Origin of the sequence: Methylobacterium organophilum, from assembly GCF_022533465.1 — a bacterium.
Lineage (GTDB): Bacteria > Pseudomonadota > Alphaproteobacteria > Rhizobiales > Beijerinckiaceae > Methylobacterium > Methylobacterium organophilum.
Window position 1 is genome coordinate 867,751 of sequence record NZ_CP092848.1, and the last position, 15,553, is coordinate 883,303.

Sequence of the window (15,553 nt, forward strand, 5' to 3'; positions counted from 1 at the left end):
AGGATCGCGATGGATCGGCGGGACCTGCTCGGCGCGGCTCTGGCGCTGCCTCTCATGACCACCTCCGGGCGAGTCTGGGCCGTCCCGCAGGCGGATACGCGGCTGCTCGTGGTCTTCCTCCGCGGCGCCTACGACGCGGCCAACACCGTCATCCCGACGGGAAGCGACTTCTACTACCAGGCGCGCCCGCACCTGGCCCTGGCCCGGGCGAACCCGGCCGATCCGGCGGCCGCCCTGCCGCTCGATGCGGAGTGGAGTCTGCATCCCGCGCTGCGCGACACGATCCTGCCGCTCTATGCCAAGGGGCAGGCCGCCTTCGTGCCGTTCGCGGGCACCGACGACCTCACCCGCAGCCACTTCGAAACGCAGGACACGATCGAGCTCGGCCAGAGCCTCGGCGGCACCCGCGACTACAATTCCGGCTTCATGGGGCGTCTGGCCGCCGAGCTGACCCGGGCCCGGCCGATCAGCTTCACCGAGCAGATGCCCCTCGTCTTCCGGGGCGGCGAGACGGTGCCGAACATCGCCATCAACGGGGTCGGCAAACCCGGCATCGACGACCGGCAGGCGAAGCTGATCACCGCGATGTACGGCAACAGCGCCCTGCGCGCCGCCGTCGAGGAGGGCTTCCGGGTCCGCGACGAGGTCTATCACACGATCTCGGAGCATCAGGCACAGGCCGATCGCGGCGCCGTGTCCCCCAAGGGCTTCGAGCTCTCGGCCCGGCGCATCGGCCGGCTCATGCGCGAGGCCTTCAACCTCGGCTTCGTCGATGTCGGTGGCTGGGACACGCATGTGAACCAGGGCGCCGCGACAGGCTACCTCGCCGACCGGCTCGGCGAGCTCGGGAGAGGGCTCGCGGGGTTCCAGCAGGAGATCGGCGCGGGCTGGAGCCAGACGGTGGTGGTGGTGCTGTCGGAATTCGGGCGGACCTTCCGGGAGAACGGCAATCGCGGCACCGATCACGGGCACGGCAGCGTCTACTGGGTGCTCGGCGGCGGGGTGCGCGGCGGCCGCATCGCCGGGCCGCAGGTCCGGGCGGACGAGGCCCACCTCTTTCAGAACCGGGACTTTCCGGTCCTCACCGATTACCGCGCCCTCCTCGCCGGCCTGTTCCAGCGCCTCTACGGGCTCGACCAGCGCGCCCTGGCGCGCGTCTTCGCCGAGGTCACGCCCGCCGATCTCGGCCTGTTGTGAGGGGTGGGGGCGCTCCGGCTCGCGGGAGGACGCGGACCGGACGGAGCCGTCCCGTCGGGTTCGCGCATCCCGCCCTTCGCGGTCACGAGGCGGCGATCGCACCCGCTGCGAAACACCACGACGAGAAAGACCTCCAAAGCCGCAAGAGCATTATTGCCTGAATAGACAATCTTCTATTCCATGACTTGCGGATTCAATCTGCTGAAATTGAATGGAACCTGCAACGTTGCCGAAAAAGATAGACCCTGCGCATTCGAGTAATAATCCACCCCGCTGATCGTCAGAAGAACCAGGCCCAAAAGAGACAGAAATATCGAAATTTGCATGATCATGGATCGGACCCAGATGATCCTGACCGTAGCGCCAAACTCGCGTGCGGCGGATGCGTAATGATCCACATCCCCCCAATGCACCCAGAAAAGATTGATCAGCAGGACCGTGGACACAACCAGGGACACGAGAGAGGCATTGATGAGCTCCTTATGCGCGTCCAGAGCCCGTTCCAGATTAGCGATGACAATCAATATCGAATTGAACGGCAATATCCCCCGTGCTTTATTGATCAATCTATCGACGATTCGATCGAGATACAATAACGCAGCCCCAGCTTGTGTACCATCCCCCTCATCCGGAAAACTTTTCCCTGTGTATCGCTTCCACATGTTCTCCCGGAAGATACGGACCTCTGCATAAGAAAGCGGAACGCCCAGACGTATCTTCATAAATCTGAATGCTGACGACATGGCTCGAACCTCCAGCAATCGATATTTTCTGGATGCGCGAAGTTTTTCACAAATCAATGAATTGGCAATACGATGATCGTCGTGCGCATATTTCAAAAATCGCAATAAGCAGAATATATTGTATGCATTGACCAATTTCGATTACGAAAAATCGATATAAGCAAACCAATCCTATTCATGGACCCATCCAGCCCGCGATCACGCTACAGACGGTATGCGATATTCAAGAACATGGAATGAGTCAGAATTGAACTTTGGCAATCTCACGACCATAAACCGGCGAGCCGCGCACCGTCGGGAGCCCGCCGCTCCGCGCCCCTGAGAACCGGGCGACCGGTCGAAGGCTTCCGGCACCCTCGAGGAGGCTTTGCCTCCTTCCGCATCCGACGCGCCGTCTGCACCGGACACTTCGAGGAAGCGAGCCGTGACGGGTTTGCGGGCACCGAGCGCGCTTTGGCGTGAGGTGTTTTCCCGATGCCCGGGCCTCGGACCCCGTGCCGGGCCGAGTTTCGTCGCCCGATGGTCGACCCGGTCCGCGTCCGCCGCGATCCGACCGGCCTCCCTCGCGCGTTCGAGCCCTCTGCGCAGACGATCCGCAACTGGGTCGCGGAGGCGAAAACCGCCACCAACCTGATGGCCTCAGGCGGGTGGCGCTCGATCCTTGTGACACCGCGCCGTCTTTCGAAGAACCGGCATCCACCTCATCGGAATGCAGTTCGATCGTGAAACGCCTCTGGAGAATCGCAAACGATATATTAAGATATCGGCAGGTCACCGCATTCGGCGGGCCAGCAAGTCACACAACTTGCAGAATAAACAAAATAATACATTTCTACTTTTAGTATATGCTGCAGTTATGCAAGTATTAACCAACACATTTCTGAATCGTCGCGTAATATAACTGTTGCAAGGCCGCTACATACTCTTAAGGACTGATCTGATACATCATGTCCATCGATAAATCTGGAGTGGAAATAGCTCGGCCATGATCAAGGTTCTGTCATCTCTGGTTGCATTCACGGCCCTCACGGCCGCGGCGGCCGCGGCCGATCTGCCGCGGCGCGCTGCGCCGCCGGCGCCGGTCTTCACCCCGGTTCCGGTGTTCACCTGGACCGGCTTCTATCTCGGCGGCAATGCCGGCTACGCCTTCACCACCCGTGAGAGCAGCAAGCGGAACGCCGCCTTCCTGATCGACGATTCCGATATCGGCACGGTCGGGGGCACGTTCGGCTTCAACAACCGGGGCCAGAACGGCTTCACCGGCGGTCTGCAGGTCGGCGCCAACTACCAGTTCACCCCCGGCAGCGGCTTCGTGGTCGGCGTCGAGGCGGACGCGCAGTATCTCGATGCCGGACGCCGCCGCTCCGGCGTGCTCGCCGGTCCCGGCACCGTCCTGAACCCGAACACGGTCTTCTTCGATCCGCGGGCCACGGCGGGCATGGAGTATTTCGGGACCGTGCGCGGCCGCCTCGGCTACGCCTTCGACCGCACCCTCGTCTACGCGACCGGCGGCTACGCCTATGGCGGCGGCAGCGAGAAGCGCTACTTCGGCGCCACCGACAACGCCCAGATGCGGACCGGCTGGACCGTGGGCGGCGGCGTCGAATACGCCCTCCCGACCGACTCCTTCCTGAACTTCTTCAAGTCCTCCGCCGTGACCCTGAAGGTGGAAGGCCTCTACGTGAACGTCCAGCGCAACCAGGGCACCGCCCTCCTCGCCGTCAACACCGAGACGGGCGACCTCTACCTGCGCACCCCCGACCGCCGCTCCCTCGGCGACGACTTCGCCGTCGTGCGCGCCGGCGTGAACTACAAGTTCGGAAGCTACTGAGCCGAACCTGCGCGAGGACGGTATCCGTCCTCGCGACCGGTACGGTGAAGGCATCTTCGTTCGACCGTCGCATCCCCAGCCCGATCAACCTGGCCGCGGCGTCGACACCGCCCCGGAAGCTTGCCGCTTCCGGGGCTTTCCCCATCGCGGTGGTTTGCAGGCTGTACCGACGGAGCATGGGGTGCCGTCCGCGGGTTCGGCCGATCGCCCCGCCTTCCCGCGCCCACCTCCGCACCGGATCGTTTCCGGTGCCGAGCCGGGCTTCTCTTCAGGATGCCCCCTCCGCCTCGATGGCGGCTCTATTTTCGGAGAGCGATCATGGATCTCAAGATCGTCTTTGCCGTTGCCATCCCCCTGGCCACCGTGATCGTCGCGATCGCCTGGGCTGCCCTCGTCGCCCGCGGTATGAACAAGGCTTTCGTTTAGGCGTCCTCACGCGCTCTCCCAGCGTCCGACAGATCCGCCGGGTCGGAGATCGGGGCAGAACCGCCAACTGACATGGGCGCGCCGGAGATCTGGCGGCTCAAAGCGGCGGGAAAACAGGAACAGCAAGCTGAAACGGCCGGTCGCCGATCTAACGCTCGACCGCTGGCGGCCGACATCACGCTCGCCCCATCGACCGATCGCTTTTTCGCGGAAAACGATCACTGATAGTGGAGCTGAGACAAGGCACAGGGCGGCTTGCGCGAGCGGGCCGCCTTTTTTGCTGCCGGATCGCCGTCCGCCACCCTTCGACGGAACGAAGGCAGTCCAAGCGTTCTCGATTTGACTTCTGGAAAATGGAAAACGAGGCCTGAAGGCCGCGCTCGCTAAGTGCCCGTAAACAAAGCATAAAATGGTCGGAGTGGCGGGATTCGAACCCACGACCCCTAGTCCCCCAGACTAGTGCGCTAACCGGGCTGCGCTACACTCCGACGCCGCGAGGCCCGGCGCTCTTAGCTTCCCGGCGGCTCCGCCGCAACCCCGAAATCAGCGATGATGAGGCGGCGCTGTATCGGAGCGGGGTTCCGCGCCGGGCGGGACCGCCGCCGCGGTGGTCGTCATGCCCGGCCAAACCGATCTATGGAGCGCAGGGCCGGGCTTCCCCGCACCGCGCCCATCCTCGAAAGGGACGAATGCCCTCCTCCGCGCTCGCCTTCGACCTGACGCGCCTGATCACCCGCCTGCGGCATGCCAGCCCCACGGGGATCGACCGGGTCGATCTCGCCTATGCCCGCCGCTACCTCGCCGGGCCGGGGCAGCGCTTCGGTGTGGTGCTCACGCCCCGGGGGATGCGGGTGCTGCCCCAAGAAGAGGCGCGCCGCATCGTCGAGGCGGTCGCGGACGGCTGGACCGAGAACCGCACGGCGGAGGCGGACCCGGTCTATCGCCGGCTCGCCGGTCTCCCGCCCCTGGCGGCGGCGGGGGGCGCGACCGCCTCCGGGGCGCTGCACCGGCGGCGGCGGCAGGCGGAAGCCCTGCTGCGCACCGCGCGGGCGGGCGGCGTCGACGCGCTGCCCGCGGGCACGGTCTATCTCCACACCTCGCATCTGCGCCTCGACCTGCCGGGGCGGTTCGACTGGCTCTATGGCCGCACCGACATCCGGCCGGTCTTCTTCGTGCACGACCTCATCCCGATCACCCACCCGGAATACGGGCGGGCGGGCGAAGCCGAGCGCCATGGAAGGCGCCTCGCGACCGTGGCGGCCCATGCCGCGCATGTGCTGGTCAATTCGCGGGATACGGGGGCGCGGTTCGACGCCCATTGCGCGCAAGCGGGCCTGCGCCGGCCGCCCGCGCGCCTCGCCCCCCTCGGCGTCGAACCCGCCTTCCTCGCCCGGGACGCGGCGGCGCCGAGGCTGGCGCGGCCGACCTTCCTCGTCTGCGGCACCATCGAGCCGCGCAAGAATCACCTGCTGCTCCTGCATGTCTGGCGGGCGCTGGCGGAGAGGCTCGGCCCGGCCACGCCGCGCCTCCTCGTGATCGGCCGCCGGGGCTGGGAGATCGAGCACGTCGTCGACATGCTCGACCGCTGCACGGCCCTGCACGGCCATGTCGAGGAGGTGCGCGGGCTGACCACGCCGGGCCTGGCGCGGCTGATGCGGGGAGCGACGGCGCTGCTGATGCCGTCCTTCGTGGAGGGCTACGGCCTGCCCGTCGTGGAGGCCGCCGCCGCCGGCCTTCCGGTGGTGGCGTCCGATCTCCCGGTCCATCGCGAGATCGCCGGCGCGGCTGCGCATTTCCTCGACCCCCTGGACGGGCCGGGCTGGCGGGACGCGGTCCTGGCCCTGAGCGAACCGGCCTCCGCCCTGAGGCGCCAGCTCGCCGCGCGGCTCGACGCCTTCCGGCCGCCGAGCTGGGAGGCGCATTTCGAGACCGTTGATGCCGTCCTGGACGATCTCGGCGCCGGGCCGCGCCCCTCTCTGCAACCGTAGCGAGCACGAGGTGATTGCGCACCGGCCCGCTGATGAATATGAAAATTCATCAGCGCGACCGTTGCGCCTCCCGGCGCCGTCGTTCACCGTCCCGGTCGCGCTTCCGCGCGGGCCTGCCCCGATCCGAAACGGTCGGGCCGGCTTCCCCACCATGGCTACGAGCGCCCCGTCCCCGATGCCGAAGCGGCCTCCGTCGCGGCGGGAGTCGCTCCAGGGAACGACAGCGATGAAGGTCGTCGATCTCGATCGGGACACGGTCAAGCAGGGGCTGGCGGACGGCTCGCTGCTGCTGATCGATGTGCGCGAGGACTATGAATTCGCCCGGGGCCACATCCCGGGCTCGGTCTCGCGGCCGCTCTCCAGCCTCGATCCGGCGGAGATCCGGGCGCTGGTCCAGGCGGACGGGCGCCGGCCGGTCTTCTCCTGCGCCTCGGGCGTGCGCTCGGTCCACGCGCTCGCGGCGGTTCAGAATGCCGGCCTCGACCTGGTCGAGCATTACGCCGGCGCCTTCAAGGACTGGTACGGCGCCGGCGAGCCGATCGAGACCTGACCCCGCCGATCGTTCCATCGCCGTCGATAACATGTGCGCGAGCGCACACCACGGACCTTCTCCGCCCCCTAGGTCGCGGAAGGCAGGGAATAGAATGATGCGAAAGCTTCGGCTGTTGCGCCTCGTCGTCTCCGGAGTTTTTGCCGGATCGACCGCGGCGGGTCTCGGGGATGCGGCATGGGCCCAGGCACCGGGCATGCCGCCACCCACCGTCACCGTCGCCAAGCCGGTGGTGAAGGAAATCGTCGAGCAGGACCAGTATACCGGCCGCTTCGACCCGATCGAGTTCGTCGAAGTGCGCGCCCGCGTCACCGGCTATCTCGACAAGATCATGTTCCAGGACGGCGCGGACGTGAAGAAGGGCGAGACGCTCTTCGTGATCGACCGGCGGCCCTACAAGGCGGCCCTGGAGCAGGCGCAGGCCGCTCTGACCTCCGCCAAGGCGCGGCTCGCCTTCAGCCAGACCGATCTCGAGCGCGCCCAGGTGCTCTCCAAGGGCGGCAACATCTCCGAGCAGGTCACCGACCAGCGCCGCCAGGCCTCGCAGACCGCGCAGGCCGACGTGGACAGCGCGGAGGCGGCCCTGCGCAACGCCCAGCTCAACTACGACTTCACCGAGGTGAAGTCGCCGATCAACGGGCGCATCAGCCAGCGCGCGGTGACGGAGGGCAACATCGTCATCACCGACCAGACGCTGCTGACGACGATCGTCTCCCTCGACCCGATCTATTTCGGCTTCACCGTCGACGAGAAGTCGTTCCTGAAATACCAGGCGTCCCTCGGCATCGGCATGGGCCAGATGCAGCGCGGCAAGGGCGCGCCGATCATGATCGCCCTGACCGGCGAGAAGAAGCCGACCCACAAGGGCACCCTCGACTTCGTCGACAACCGCGTCGACAACGCCACCGGCACCGTGCTGCTGCGCGCGACCGTCCCCAACGAGGACCGCTTCATCAAGCCGGGCCTGTTCGGCATCGTCTCGATGCCGGCGACCAAGCCCTTCCAGGGCATCCTGCTGCCCGACGACGCGATCTCGGCCAACCAGGACAAGCGCATCGTCTACATCCTCGGCGAGGGCGACAAGGTCGCCGCCAAGCCGGTGCAGCTCGGGCCCCTCGTCGACGGCTACCGCGTGATCCGCGACGGGCTGAAGGGCGACGAGACCGTGGTGATCAACGGGCTCGCGAAGATCCGGCCCGGGGCGCAGGTCAAGGCGGAGCGCAAGGAGCTTCCGCCGGTCAAGGAATGACGGGCGCGGGGGAGCGGCCCCGAACGGCCTCGCTCCCTCGGGCCGGAATGAGACCCGATGCCGGCCTCCGCCGGCCGTGAGACGACGACGCAGCGCCGCCGCCGGCCGCAAGGCCTGAGGCGCGGCAAGAGGTTTGACCGATGCGTTTTGCCCATTTCTTCGTCGACCGGCCGATCTTCGCGTCGGTGACGTCGATCGTCTTCCTGATCCTCGGCTTCGTCGCCTACGAGAAGCTGCCGGTCTCCCAGTATCCGGAGATCGTGCCGCCGACCGTGACGGTGCGCGCCTCCTTCCCCGGCGCCAATGCCGAGACGGTGGCCGCCACGATCGCGACGCCGCTCGAACAGGAGATCAACGGCGTCGACAACATGCTCTACATGACGTCGCTGTCGACCAATGACGGCGCGATGCTGCTGACCGTGACCTTCAAGGTCGGCACCAACCTCGATATCGCGAACGTCCTCGTCCAGAACCGGCTCTCGGTGGCCCAGCCCCGCCTGCCGCCGGACGTGCGCAACCTCGGCGTCACGGTGCGCAAGGCCTCGCCCGACCTGATGCTGGTCGTGCACCTGCTCTCGCCGAACAAGACCTACGACCAGAACTACCTGGCCAACTACATCTACCTCAACATCCGCGACGAGATGCTGCGCCTCGACGGCGTCGGCGACATCACGATCTTCGGCGGCAACGAATACGCCGAGCGCATCTGGATCGATCCCCAGAAGATGGCCGCCTACGGCCTGACCACGACCGACGTCACCACCGCCCTGCAGGAGCAGAACGTCCAGGTCGCCGCCGGCCAGCTCAACGGGCCGCCGGCCGCGCCGGGCGCCGCCTTCCAGCTCGTGGTGCAGTCGCAGGGGCGCTTCCAGACGCCGGAGGAATTCGCCGAGGTCATCGTCAAGGCGACCAACGGGCGCCTCGTGCGGGTGAAGGACATCGCCCGCGTCGAGATGGGCCAGAAGGACTACACGACGAACTCCTTCCTCAACGCCACCCCGGCGGTGGGCATCGGCGCCTTCCAGCGCCCGGGGACCAACGCCCTCGACGCGGCCGCCTCCGTCAAGGCGACGATGGAGCAGCTCAAGAAGAACTTCCCGCCGGACGTCGAGTACCGCATCGCCTACAACCCGACGGAGTTCATCGAGGAATCGATCCACGAGGTCTACAAGACCCTGTTCGAGGCGGTGCTCCTCGTCGTGATCGTGGTGATCGTGTTCCTGCAGAGCTGGCGCACGGCGCTGATCCCGGTGATCGCGATTCCCGTCTCGCTGGTCGGCACCTTCGCGGTCATGGCCGCGCTGGGCTTCTCCCTGAACAACCTGACCCTGTTCGGCCTGGTGCTCGCCATCGGCATCGTGGTCGACGACGCCATCGTCGTGGTCGAGAACGTCGAGCGCAACATGTCGGAGGGCCTGTCCCCCGGCGAGGCCGCGCACAAGACCATGGACGAGGTCGGCTCGGCGGTCGTCGCCATCGCGCTGGTGCTGGCGGCGGTGTTCATCCCCACCGCCTTCATCCCCGGCATCTCGGGCCAGTTCTACAAGCAGTTCGCGCTCACCATCGCGGCCTCGACCATCATCTCGGCCTTCAACTCGCTGACGCTCTCCCCGGCGCTCTGCAAGCTGCTGCTGAAGCCCCACCACGCGCATCAGAAGCCGAAATTCTTCCTCACCCGCTTCTTCAACTGGCTGGCGAGCCTGTTCAACCGCGGCTTCGACGCGCTCTCGAACGGCTATGCCCGCTCGATCCGGTTCCTGACCGGCACGGCCATCGGCGTGATCGCGATGCTGCTCGTCTATGTGGGCGTGATCGCGGGCACCCTGCACCTCGCCCAGACGACGCCCACGGGCTTCATCCCGGACCAGGACCAGGGCTACCTGATCGGCGTGGTGCAATTGCCCTCGGGCGCCTCCCTCGACCGCACCACGGACGTGGTCAACCGCGCCGCGGCGCTGGCCCGGAAGGTCGACGGCGTGACCAACACCGTCATCATCGCGGGCTTCGACGGCGCCACCTTCACCAACACCACCAACGCGGCAGTGATGTTCCTGACGCTGAAGGGCGCCAAGGAGCGGGCCGAGCAGGGCCGCAGCGCCGCGGTGATCACCGGCGACGTGCTGAAGGCCACCGCGGGCATCCAGGAGGCGCGCATCATCGTGATCCCGCCTCCGCCGGTGCGCGGCCTCGGCCAGGGCGGCGGCTTCAAGATGCAGATCGAGAGCCGGCAATCCTCGGCGATCGGCCCGCTCCTGGCCGCCACCGGCGAGGTGCTGGGACAGGCCAACCAGAGCAACGACGTGCAGCGGGTCTTCACGACCTTCGGCAACGACACGCCGCAGCTCTATCTCGACATCGACCGCACCATCGCGCGGATGCTGAACGTGCCCCTCGCCAACGTGTTCAACACGGTGCAGGCGGCGCTCGGCGGCACCTACGTGAACGACTTCAACACGCTCGGCCGCATCTACCAGGTGCGCGTGCAGGGCGACGCGGTCTACCGCATGTCGAAGCGCGACATCGAGCAGCTGAAGGTGCGCTCCTCCACCGGCGCCCTGGTGCCGATGGGCACGCTCGCCACGATCCGCGAGATCACGGGCCCGCAGATCGTGCAGCGCTTCAACCTGTATTACTCGGTGCCGGTGCAGGGCGTGGCCAAGCCGGGCATCTCGACGGGCCAGGCGCTCGACGCCATGGAGGAGATCGCCAAGCGCTCCCTGCCGGAGGGCTATTCCTACGACTGGACCGAGATCGCCTACCAGCAGAAGGCCGCGGGCGGCACCGCCATCTACGTCTTCGCCCTGGGCGTGCTGCTCGTCTTCCTCGTGCTCGCCGCGCAGTACGAATCCTGGGCGCTGCCGCTGGCGATCCTGCTGGTGGTGCCGACGGGCGTGCTCGCGGCCCTGTTCGGGGTGCAGCTGAGGGGGCAGGACAACAACATCCTGACCCAGATCGGCCTGATCGTGCTGATCGGCCTCGCCGCCAAGAACGCGATCCTGATCGTGGAATTCGCCCACGACATCGAGGAGAGCGAGCACAAGGGCCCGGTCGACGCCGCCGTGCAGGCCTGCCGCCTGCGCCTGCGCCCGATCCTGATGACGGCCTTCGCCTTCATCCTGGGCACGCTGCCCCTGGTGATCGCCACCGGCCCCGGCGCCGAGATGCGCCAGGCGCTCGGCACGGCGGTGTTCTTCGGCATGATCGGCGCGACCTTCTTCGGCCTGTTCCTCACGCCGGTCTTCTACGTGGTGATCCGCAAGGCGGTGATCTGGATCGGCCGGAAACGCGGAAAGGATCCGCACGACGCGGCCCACGGGGCGCCCGCCCACGGGTGAGCGCCGATCCGGCAAGAAGGGGATGCGGGAACGGCCGGGAGCACTAGCTTCCGGCCGTCTCCTTTTGCGAACAGGTCCGCCCGTGCCCGGTTACCTGCCCTTCGCGGGCGCCCTGAAGCTGCCCGCCTTCACCTGCGACAATTGCGGGTTCTGGCAGCGGCATTTCGAGAGACCGTCGAGTTGCCCGATGTGCCTCGATGCCCGGCACGTGGTGCCCCAGGACGGCTGGCGCTTCCGCTCCGAGGCCGAGGCGCAGGAGGCCTTTCCCTGCCACTGGCAGGAGCTGGAGCCGGGGGTCTGGCGCTTCTGGAACGAGCCCGTCTCCGGCATCGGCCCGAGCGGCTACCTGATCCAGTCGGAGGCGGGGAACATGGGCTTCGAGGCCTGCCCGGTCTTCAGCGAGGCGGCCCTCGACCAGATCGCACGGCTCGGCGGGATGCAGGTGCTCTCGGCCTCGCATCCCCATTCCTACGGAGCGCTCGTCCAGCTCCAGGACCGCTTCGACCCCGAGCTCTGCCTGCCGGCGGCCGACTTCACCTGGAGCGCGGCGCTCCAAGTCTCCTGGCCCTACGACGATGCACTGGAACCGCTGCCGGGGCTGGAATTGCACCGCACCGCGGGCCATTTCGACGGCCACGCCATCCTGTTCGACCGCAAGCGGAAGATCTGCTTCTGCGGCGACGCGCTGAAATTCGAGCTCGACCCCGGCGATTTCCGCCGCGCGCTGACGATCTCGGCCCACAAGGCCTTCGTGCGCGGAGTGCCGCTGACCGTCAACGAGTTGCGCCGCTACCGCGACGTGTTCGAGCGCCTCGACTTCACCCAGACCTGGACGCCCTTCGAGCCGGCCGCGAATGTCGGCCGGGCCGAGGTGCTGGCGCTGATCGACGCGATGCTGGGCCGCCGGCCGCATGCGGCGCCGGTGCCGCTCGAGTCGCTGCGGACGTAGCGGAGGCTTCCCCTCCCCCGCGGAGGGGGAAGGAGGGCTCCTCAGCGCTGCGTGTTCGCGGCGGTCTGCCCGAACATCACCTTCTTGGCCTCCTCGCTCATCGTCTGGCCGAGATTCGGGTTGACCTCAGGCCCCCGGGCATAGGCTGCCTTCGTGGCCGGCCGCGCGGCGATGGCCGCGAACCAGCGCTTCAGATTCGGATGGTCGTCGAGGGTCTGGCCCTGCTTCTCGTAAGGGACGATCCAGGGATAGCAGGCCATGTCGGCGATGCTGTAATCGGCGCCCGCCACGAAGGCCCGGTCGGCGAGGCGGCGGTCGAGCACGCCGTAGAGCCGGTTGGTCTCCTTGACGTAGCGCTCGATGGCGTAGGGGATCTTCTCCGGCGCGTATTGCGAGAAATGGTGGTTCTGCCCGAGCATCGGGCCGAGGCCGCCCATCTGCCAGAACAGCCATTGCAGGGTCTCGGCCCGGCCGCGCAGGTCCGGGCTCAGGAACTTACCGGTCTTCTCGGCGAGATAGAGCAGGATCGCCCCCGATTCGAACAGCGAGACCGGGGCGCCGCCATCGGCCGGCGCGTGGTCGACGATCGCCGGCATCCGGTTGTTGGGGGCGATCGTGAGGAAGTCCGGCTTGAACTGGTCGCCCGCCCCGATATTCACCGGCCGGATCGTGTAGGGGAGGCCGGCCTCCTCCAGGAACAGCGTGACCTTGTGGCCGTTCGGCGTCGGCCAATAATACAGATCGATCATCGTGTTATCCCTTGCGACCGGCCCGTCGCGGCACCGGTACCGCCCGCCCCGGGGCCGAAGTGGGTGCGACCGCCGCGCCGGTCAAGCGAGCGGCCGCCCCCAGGAATCCGCCTAACCCCGAGAAAGCGCCGGAATCCCGCAAGGGAGGCTTTACCGGTGCTTCGGCCAAGTCGCCCGGTCAGGTCGCGGCATCCGAGCGGAAAGGGCAGCCATGGTCGGTTCGATCTCCACGAGCAGCGCGGCGCTCACCCATGCCTTCCAGCGCTTCGAGCGGAGCGCGGGCGACATCGCCGCCAAGGGCACGACCCAGCCTCAGGACGATCTGGCTTCGGCCGTTCAGGAGGCGATGGCCGCCAAGTCCGAGGTGGGGCTGAACACCAGCCTCCTGAAATCCTCCGTGGACATGGAGAAGCGCGTCCTCGACATCCTGGTCTGAGGCCGGCCGCGGGACGGGCGGATCAGCGCGTCCATTCCCCCCTCAGCGTCAGCGTCGCCCTGTAGACGACGCGGCCGCCCTCGTCGCGGACGATCGCGAGGAAGCTGCGCCGGTCGCCGTTCGGCATCTTCTCCCGGGCCATGTCGGGAAGGACGCTGAGGGCCAGCCGACGGGCGTCGTTCGCGCCCGCGAGTTCCTGCCCATCCTCATCCTCGACGAACAGGTCGTCGTCGCTGGTGTCGACGAAGTAACGCGGCATCGTCTGACTTCTCCGATCACCCTTTCATAACCGGCCGCGCCTCAGAGGGTTCGGGCGGAGCTGGGCTGCGGCGCGCGTGCCCCCCGGGATTCGGCCGCCCGGGCGCGCTGGCCGAGATGCAGGTAGCCCGGGTCGAAGTCGCAGAAGGCCTGCAGGCGAGGGAGGTCGGGGACGAGAAGCTGCCGCTTCTTCAGCACGATGAGATCCCGGTCCCGAAGCTCCTGGAGCACCCGGTTCACGTGGATGTTCGTGATGCCGAGCACGTCCGCGAGCTGGGCCTGAGTCAGCGGCATGGCGCAGGTGTCCCTCTCGCCCCGCCCGACGGCGTGCATGCGCAGGAGGATCTCGCAGAACAGGTGGGCCGTGCGCTTGTCCGCGGGGCGGCGGCTGAGGCCCAGCATCCATTCGCGGGTGACGCTCTCGTCCACGAGGGTGGCCCACCACAGGGCGCGGGCGAGGCGGGAGCGGGTGAGCACGAGGTCGTCCACGATCGCGGGCGGGATCTCGACGATGGCGCAGTCCGTGGCCGTCTCGATGTAGTGGTCGGAATGGTCGAGCAGATGCGCCTGGAGATCGCAGAAATCGCCCGGCAGCAGCAGGGCGAAGATCTGGCGTCCGCCATCGGGCAGCAGCCTGTAGCGGATGGCCACGCCGCTCATGATCAGATGCAGGTTCACGCTCGGCTCGCCGGCGCGCATGATCACGTGCCGCGCGGCGGACGGAACCGTCCGCTCGGTGAGGGCCGAGAGCGCGGCGCGCTCGTCCTCGTCGAGGTCGATCCCGTGCGACAGCTTGAGAATCAGCGGGTTGCCCATCGTGCGGCGCTCGCGTCACGGCTTCTGCGCCCCGGCCTCCGCGGGCTGCGGGGGCGCGGGGGCCTTCAGCCTAGATAGGCCCGATCCACGAATTAAAATCCCTGGTTGCGTCACCCGGGGATGCGGCGGGCGATTCCCCGTCCCGCAGGGTCCCTTTTTCCGATCCTGCAACTCCCGGCTTGCTCGCGTGAGGCCGAGACCGTATCTCCCTCGATGCGCATCCGCGCGTCGGGGTGTAGCGCAGTCTGGTAGCGCATCTGCTTTGGGAGTTATGCCCCCCGGAACGTGTACTATGTATTTAGGTTCAGGCGCTTAGAGGTGTGACACCTCACAGTGCCGTATAACATCGGGGCGTAGCTCAGCCTGGTAGAGCGGATGGTTTGGGACCATCAGGTCGCACGTTCGAGTCGTGTCGCCCCGACCAAAATCCCAATTCGAGCCTCCCCTGAGGGGCAATCGCATCCTCTTCCTTTTCGTGTCTCGACCGCTCCCTCGCAGGCCATGGACGCCTCGGGACCGCGATTGAACGACACGGGCATCCTTCCCTGCCGGTTAAGGCCAGGGTTCTCGGGGCATAGCGCAGTCTGGTAGCGCGCCACGTTCGGGACGTGGAGGCCGCAGGTTCAATTCCTGCTGCCCCGACCATCTCTTCCTTGATCCCTTTGTCCCGCGCAGGTGGTGGAACTGGTAGACACACCAGCCTCAGGAGCTGGCGGGCCGCGAGGTCCATGCGGGTTCGAGTCCCGCCTTGCGCACCCAACCTTCCCGGCATCGGCCAACTCCCGCGCGGCGATCAGCGCCCGGGAGGCGTCGAGATCTGGACATCCGTTAGCGGTCGTGGCGGAAATGGTAGACGCGCCAGCTTGAGGTGCTGGTGGGGAGACCCTTCCGGGTTCGAGTCCCGGCGACCGCACCAAGGCTTGCCGCCGTAGCTCAGTTGGTTAGAGCGCTCGATTGTGGATCGAGAGGTCGCTGGTTCGAACCCAGCCGGTGGTACCAGCCTCCTTGAAAGGGGCAAGGGAGGGC

Annotated in this window: 13 protein-coding genes and 6 tRNA genes; 14 read left to right on the forward strand and 5 right to left on the reverse strand. The window is 67.1% G+C overall.

Annotated features, from left to right (window positions below):
• Positions 1 to 9: 9 nt before the first annotated feature.
• Positions 10 to 1,197, forward strand: coding sequence for a DUF1501 domain-containing protein (locus tag MMB17_RS03940; RefSeq protein ID WP_241101143.1), 1,188 nt, complete (start codon positions 10 to 12; stop codon positions 1,195 to 1,197).
• Between the two features lie 173 nt (positions 1,198 to 1,370).
• Here MMB17_RS03940 and MMB17_RS03945 read toward each other — a convergent pair whose 3' ends face one another.
• Complete coding sequence (locus MMB17_RS03945) at positions 1,371 to 1,940, reverse strand: hypothetical protein (protein WP_241101144.1); 570 nt, start codon at positions 1,938 to 1,940, stop codon at positions 1,371 to 1,373.
• Between the two features lie 985 nt (positions 1,941 to 2,925).
• On the opposite strand from MMB17_RS03945, the gene MMB17_RS03950 reads away from it, so the two are divergent.
• The gene (locus tag MMB17_RS03950) at positions 2,926 to 3,771 is read left to right on the forward strand and encodes an outer membrane protein (RefSeq protein ID WP_241101145.1); all 846 of its coding nucleotides are present in this window, start codon (positions 2,926 to 2,928) and stop codon (positions 3,769 to 3,771) included.
• A 498-nt stretch (positions 3,772 to 4,269) separates the two neighbouring features.
• Positions 4,270 to 4,422 (forward strand): hypothetical protein, encoded by a 153-nt coding sequence (locus MMB17_RS03955; RefSeq protein ID WP_241101146.1) that lies wholly within the window; start codon positions 4,270 to 4,272, stop codon positions 4,420 to 4,422.
• A gap of 185 nt (positions 4,423 to 4,607) precedes the next feature.
• Here the strand turns inward: MMB17_RS03955 and MMB17_RS03960 are convergent.
• Positions 4,608 to 4,685 (reverse strand) — tRNA-Pro (locus MMB17_RS03960).
• Positions 4,686 to 4,886: 201 nt separating this feature from the next.
• Here MMB17_RS03960 and MMB17_RS03965 point away from each other — a divergent pair.
• From MMB17_RS03965 to MMB17_RS03985, 5 genes are all read left to right on the forward strand, one after another.
• Complete coding sequence (locus MMB17_RS03965) at positions 4,887 to 6,185, forward strand: glycosyltransferase family 4 protein (RefSeq protein WP_241101147.1); 1,299 nt, start codon at positions 4,887 to 4,889, stop codon at positions 6,183 to 6,185.
• Positions 6,186 to 6,411: 226 nt separating this feature from the next.
• Positions 6,412 to 6,735 carry a rhodanese-like domain-containing protein gene (locus MMB17_RS03970; protein WP_241101148.1) on the forward strand — a complete coding sequence of 108 codons (324 nt, stop codon included), beginning with the start codon at positions 6,412 to 6,414 and terminating at the stop codon, positions 6,733 to 6,735.
• Between the two features lie 94 nt (positions 6,736 to 6,829).
• A complete protein-coding gene (locus MMB17_RS03975) occupies positions 6,830 to 7,984 on the forward strand; it encodes an efflux RND transporter periplasmic adaptor subunit (protein ID WP_373325065.1) in 1,155 nt (384 codons plus the stop codon).
• A 140-nt stretch (positions 7,985 to 8,124) separates the two neighbouring features.
• Positions 8,125 to 11,319, forward strand: coding sequence for an efflux RND transporter permease subunit (locus tag MMB17_RS03980; protein WP_238313287.1), 3,195 nt, complete (start codon positions 8,125 to 8,127; stop codon positions 11,317 to 11,319).
• An 82-nt stretch (positions 11,320 to 11,401) separates the two neighbouring features.
• Positions 11,402 to 12,268 (forward strand): MBL fold metallo-hydrolase, encoded by an 867-nt coding sequence (locus tag MMB17_RS03985; protein ID WP_241101149.1) that lies wholly within the window; start codon positions 11,402 to 11,404, stop codon positions 12,266 to 12,268.
• 41 nt (positions 12,269 to 12,309) lie between these two features.
• On the opposite strand, the gene MMB17_RS03990 is transcribed toward MMB17_RS03985, so the two are convergent.
• Positions 12,310 to 13,017 carry a glutathione binding-like protein gene (locus MMB17_RS03990; RefSeq protein ID WP_238313289.1) on the reverse strand — a complete coding sequence of 236 codons (708 nt, stop codon included), beginning with the start codon at positions 13,015 to 13,017 and terminating at the stop codon, positions 12,310 to 12,312.
• 211 nt (positions 13,018 to 13,228) lie between these two features.
• On the opposite strand from MMB17_RS03990, the gene MMB17_RS03995 reads away from it, so the two are divergent.
• A complete protein-coding gene (locus MMB17_RS03995) occupies positions 13,229 to 13,453 on the forward strand; it encodes a hypothetical protein (RefSeq protein WP_241101150.1) in 225 nt (74 codons plus the stop codon).
• A gap of 22 nt (positions 13,454 to 13,475) precedes the next feature.
• On the opposite strand, the gene MMB17_RS04000 is transcribed toward MMB17_RS03995, so the two are convergent.
• Together MMB17_RS04000 and MMB17_RS04005 are read right to left on the reverse strand one after the other, a co-directional pair.
• Positions 13,476 to 13,712 (reverse strand): DUF6894 family protein, encoded by a 237-nt coding sequence (locus MMB17_RS04000; protein WP_241101151.1) that lies wholly within the window; start codon positions 13,710 to 13,712, stop codon positions 13,476 to 13,478.
• 41 nt (positions 13,713 to 13,753) lie between these two features.
• Positions 13,754 to 14,527 (reverse strand): Crp/Fnr family transcriptional regulator, encoded by a 774-nt coding sequence (locus MMB17_RS04005; RefSeq protein WP_241101152.1) that lies wholly within the window; start codon positions 14,525 to 14,527, stop codon positions 13,754 to 13,756.
• A gap of 347 nt (positions 14,528 to 14,874) precedes the next feature.
• Here MMB17_RS04005 and MMB17_RS04010 point away from each other — a divergent pair.
• The 5 genes from MMB17_RS04010 to MMB17_RS04030 all read left to right on the forward strand — a co-directional run bounded on the left by MMB17_RS04010 (position 14,875) and on the right by MMB17_RS04030 (position 15,526).
• Positions 14,875 to 14,951, forward strand: a tRNA-Pro gene (locus MMB17_RS04010).
• 144 nt (positions 14,952 to 15,095) lie between these two features.
• A tRNA-Pro gene (locus tag MMB17_RS04015) sits at positions 15,096 to 15,172 on the forward strand.
• A 24-nt stretch (positions 15,173 to 15,196) separates the two neighbouring features.
• Positions 15,197 to 15,282, forward strand: a tRNA-Leu gene (locus MMB17_RS04020).
• 76 nt (positions 15,283 to 15,358) lie between these two features.
• Positions 15,359 to 15,443: transfer RNA gene (locus tag MMB17_RS04025), tRNA-Leu, on the forward strand.
• A gap of 6 nt (positions 15,444 to 15,449) precedes the next feature.
• Positions 15,450 to 15,526: transfer RNA gene (locus tag MMB17_RS04030), tRNA-His, on the forward strand.
• Positions 15,527 to 15,553: the final 27 nt, after the last annotated feature.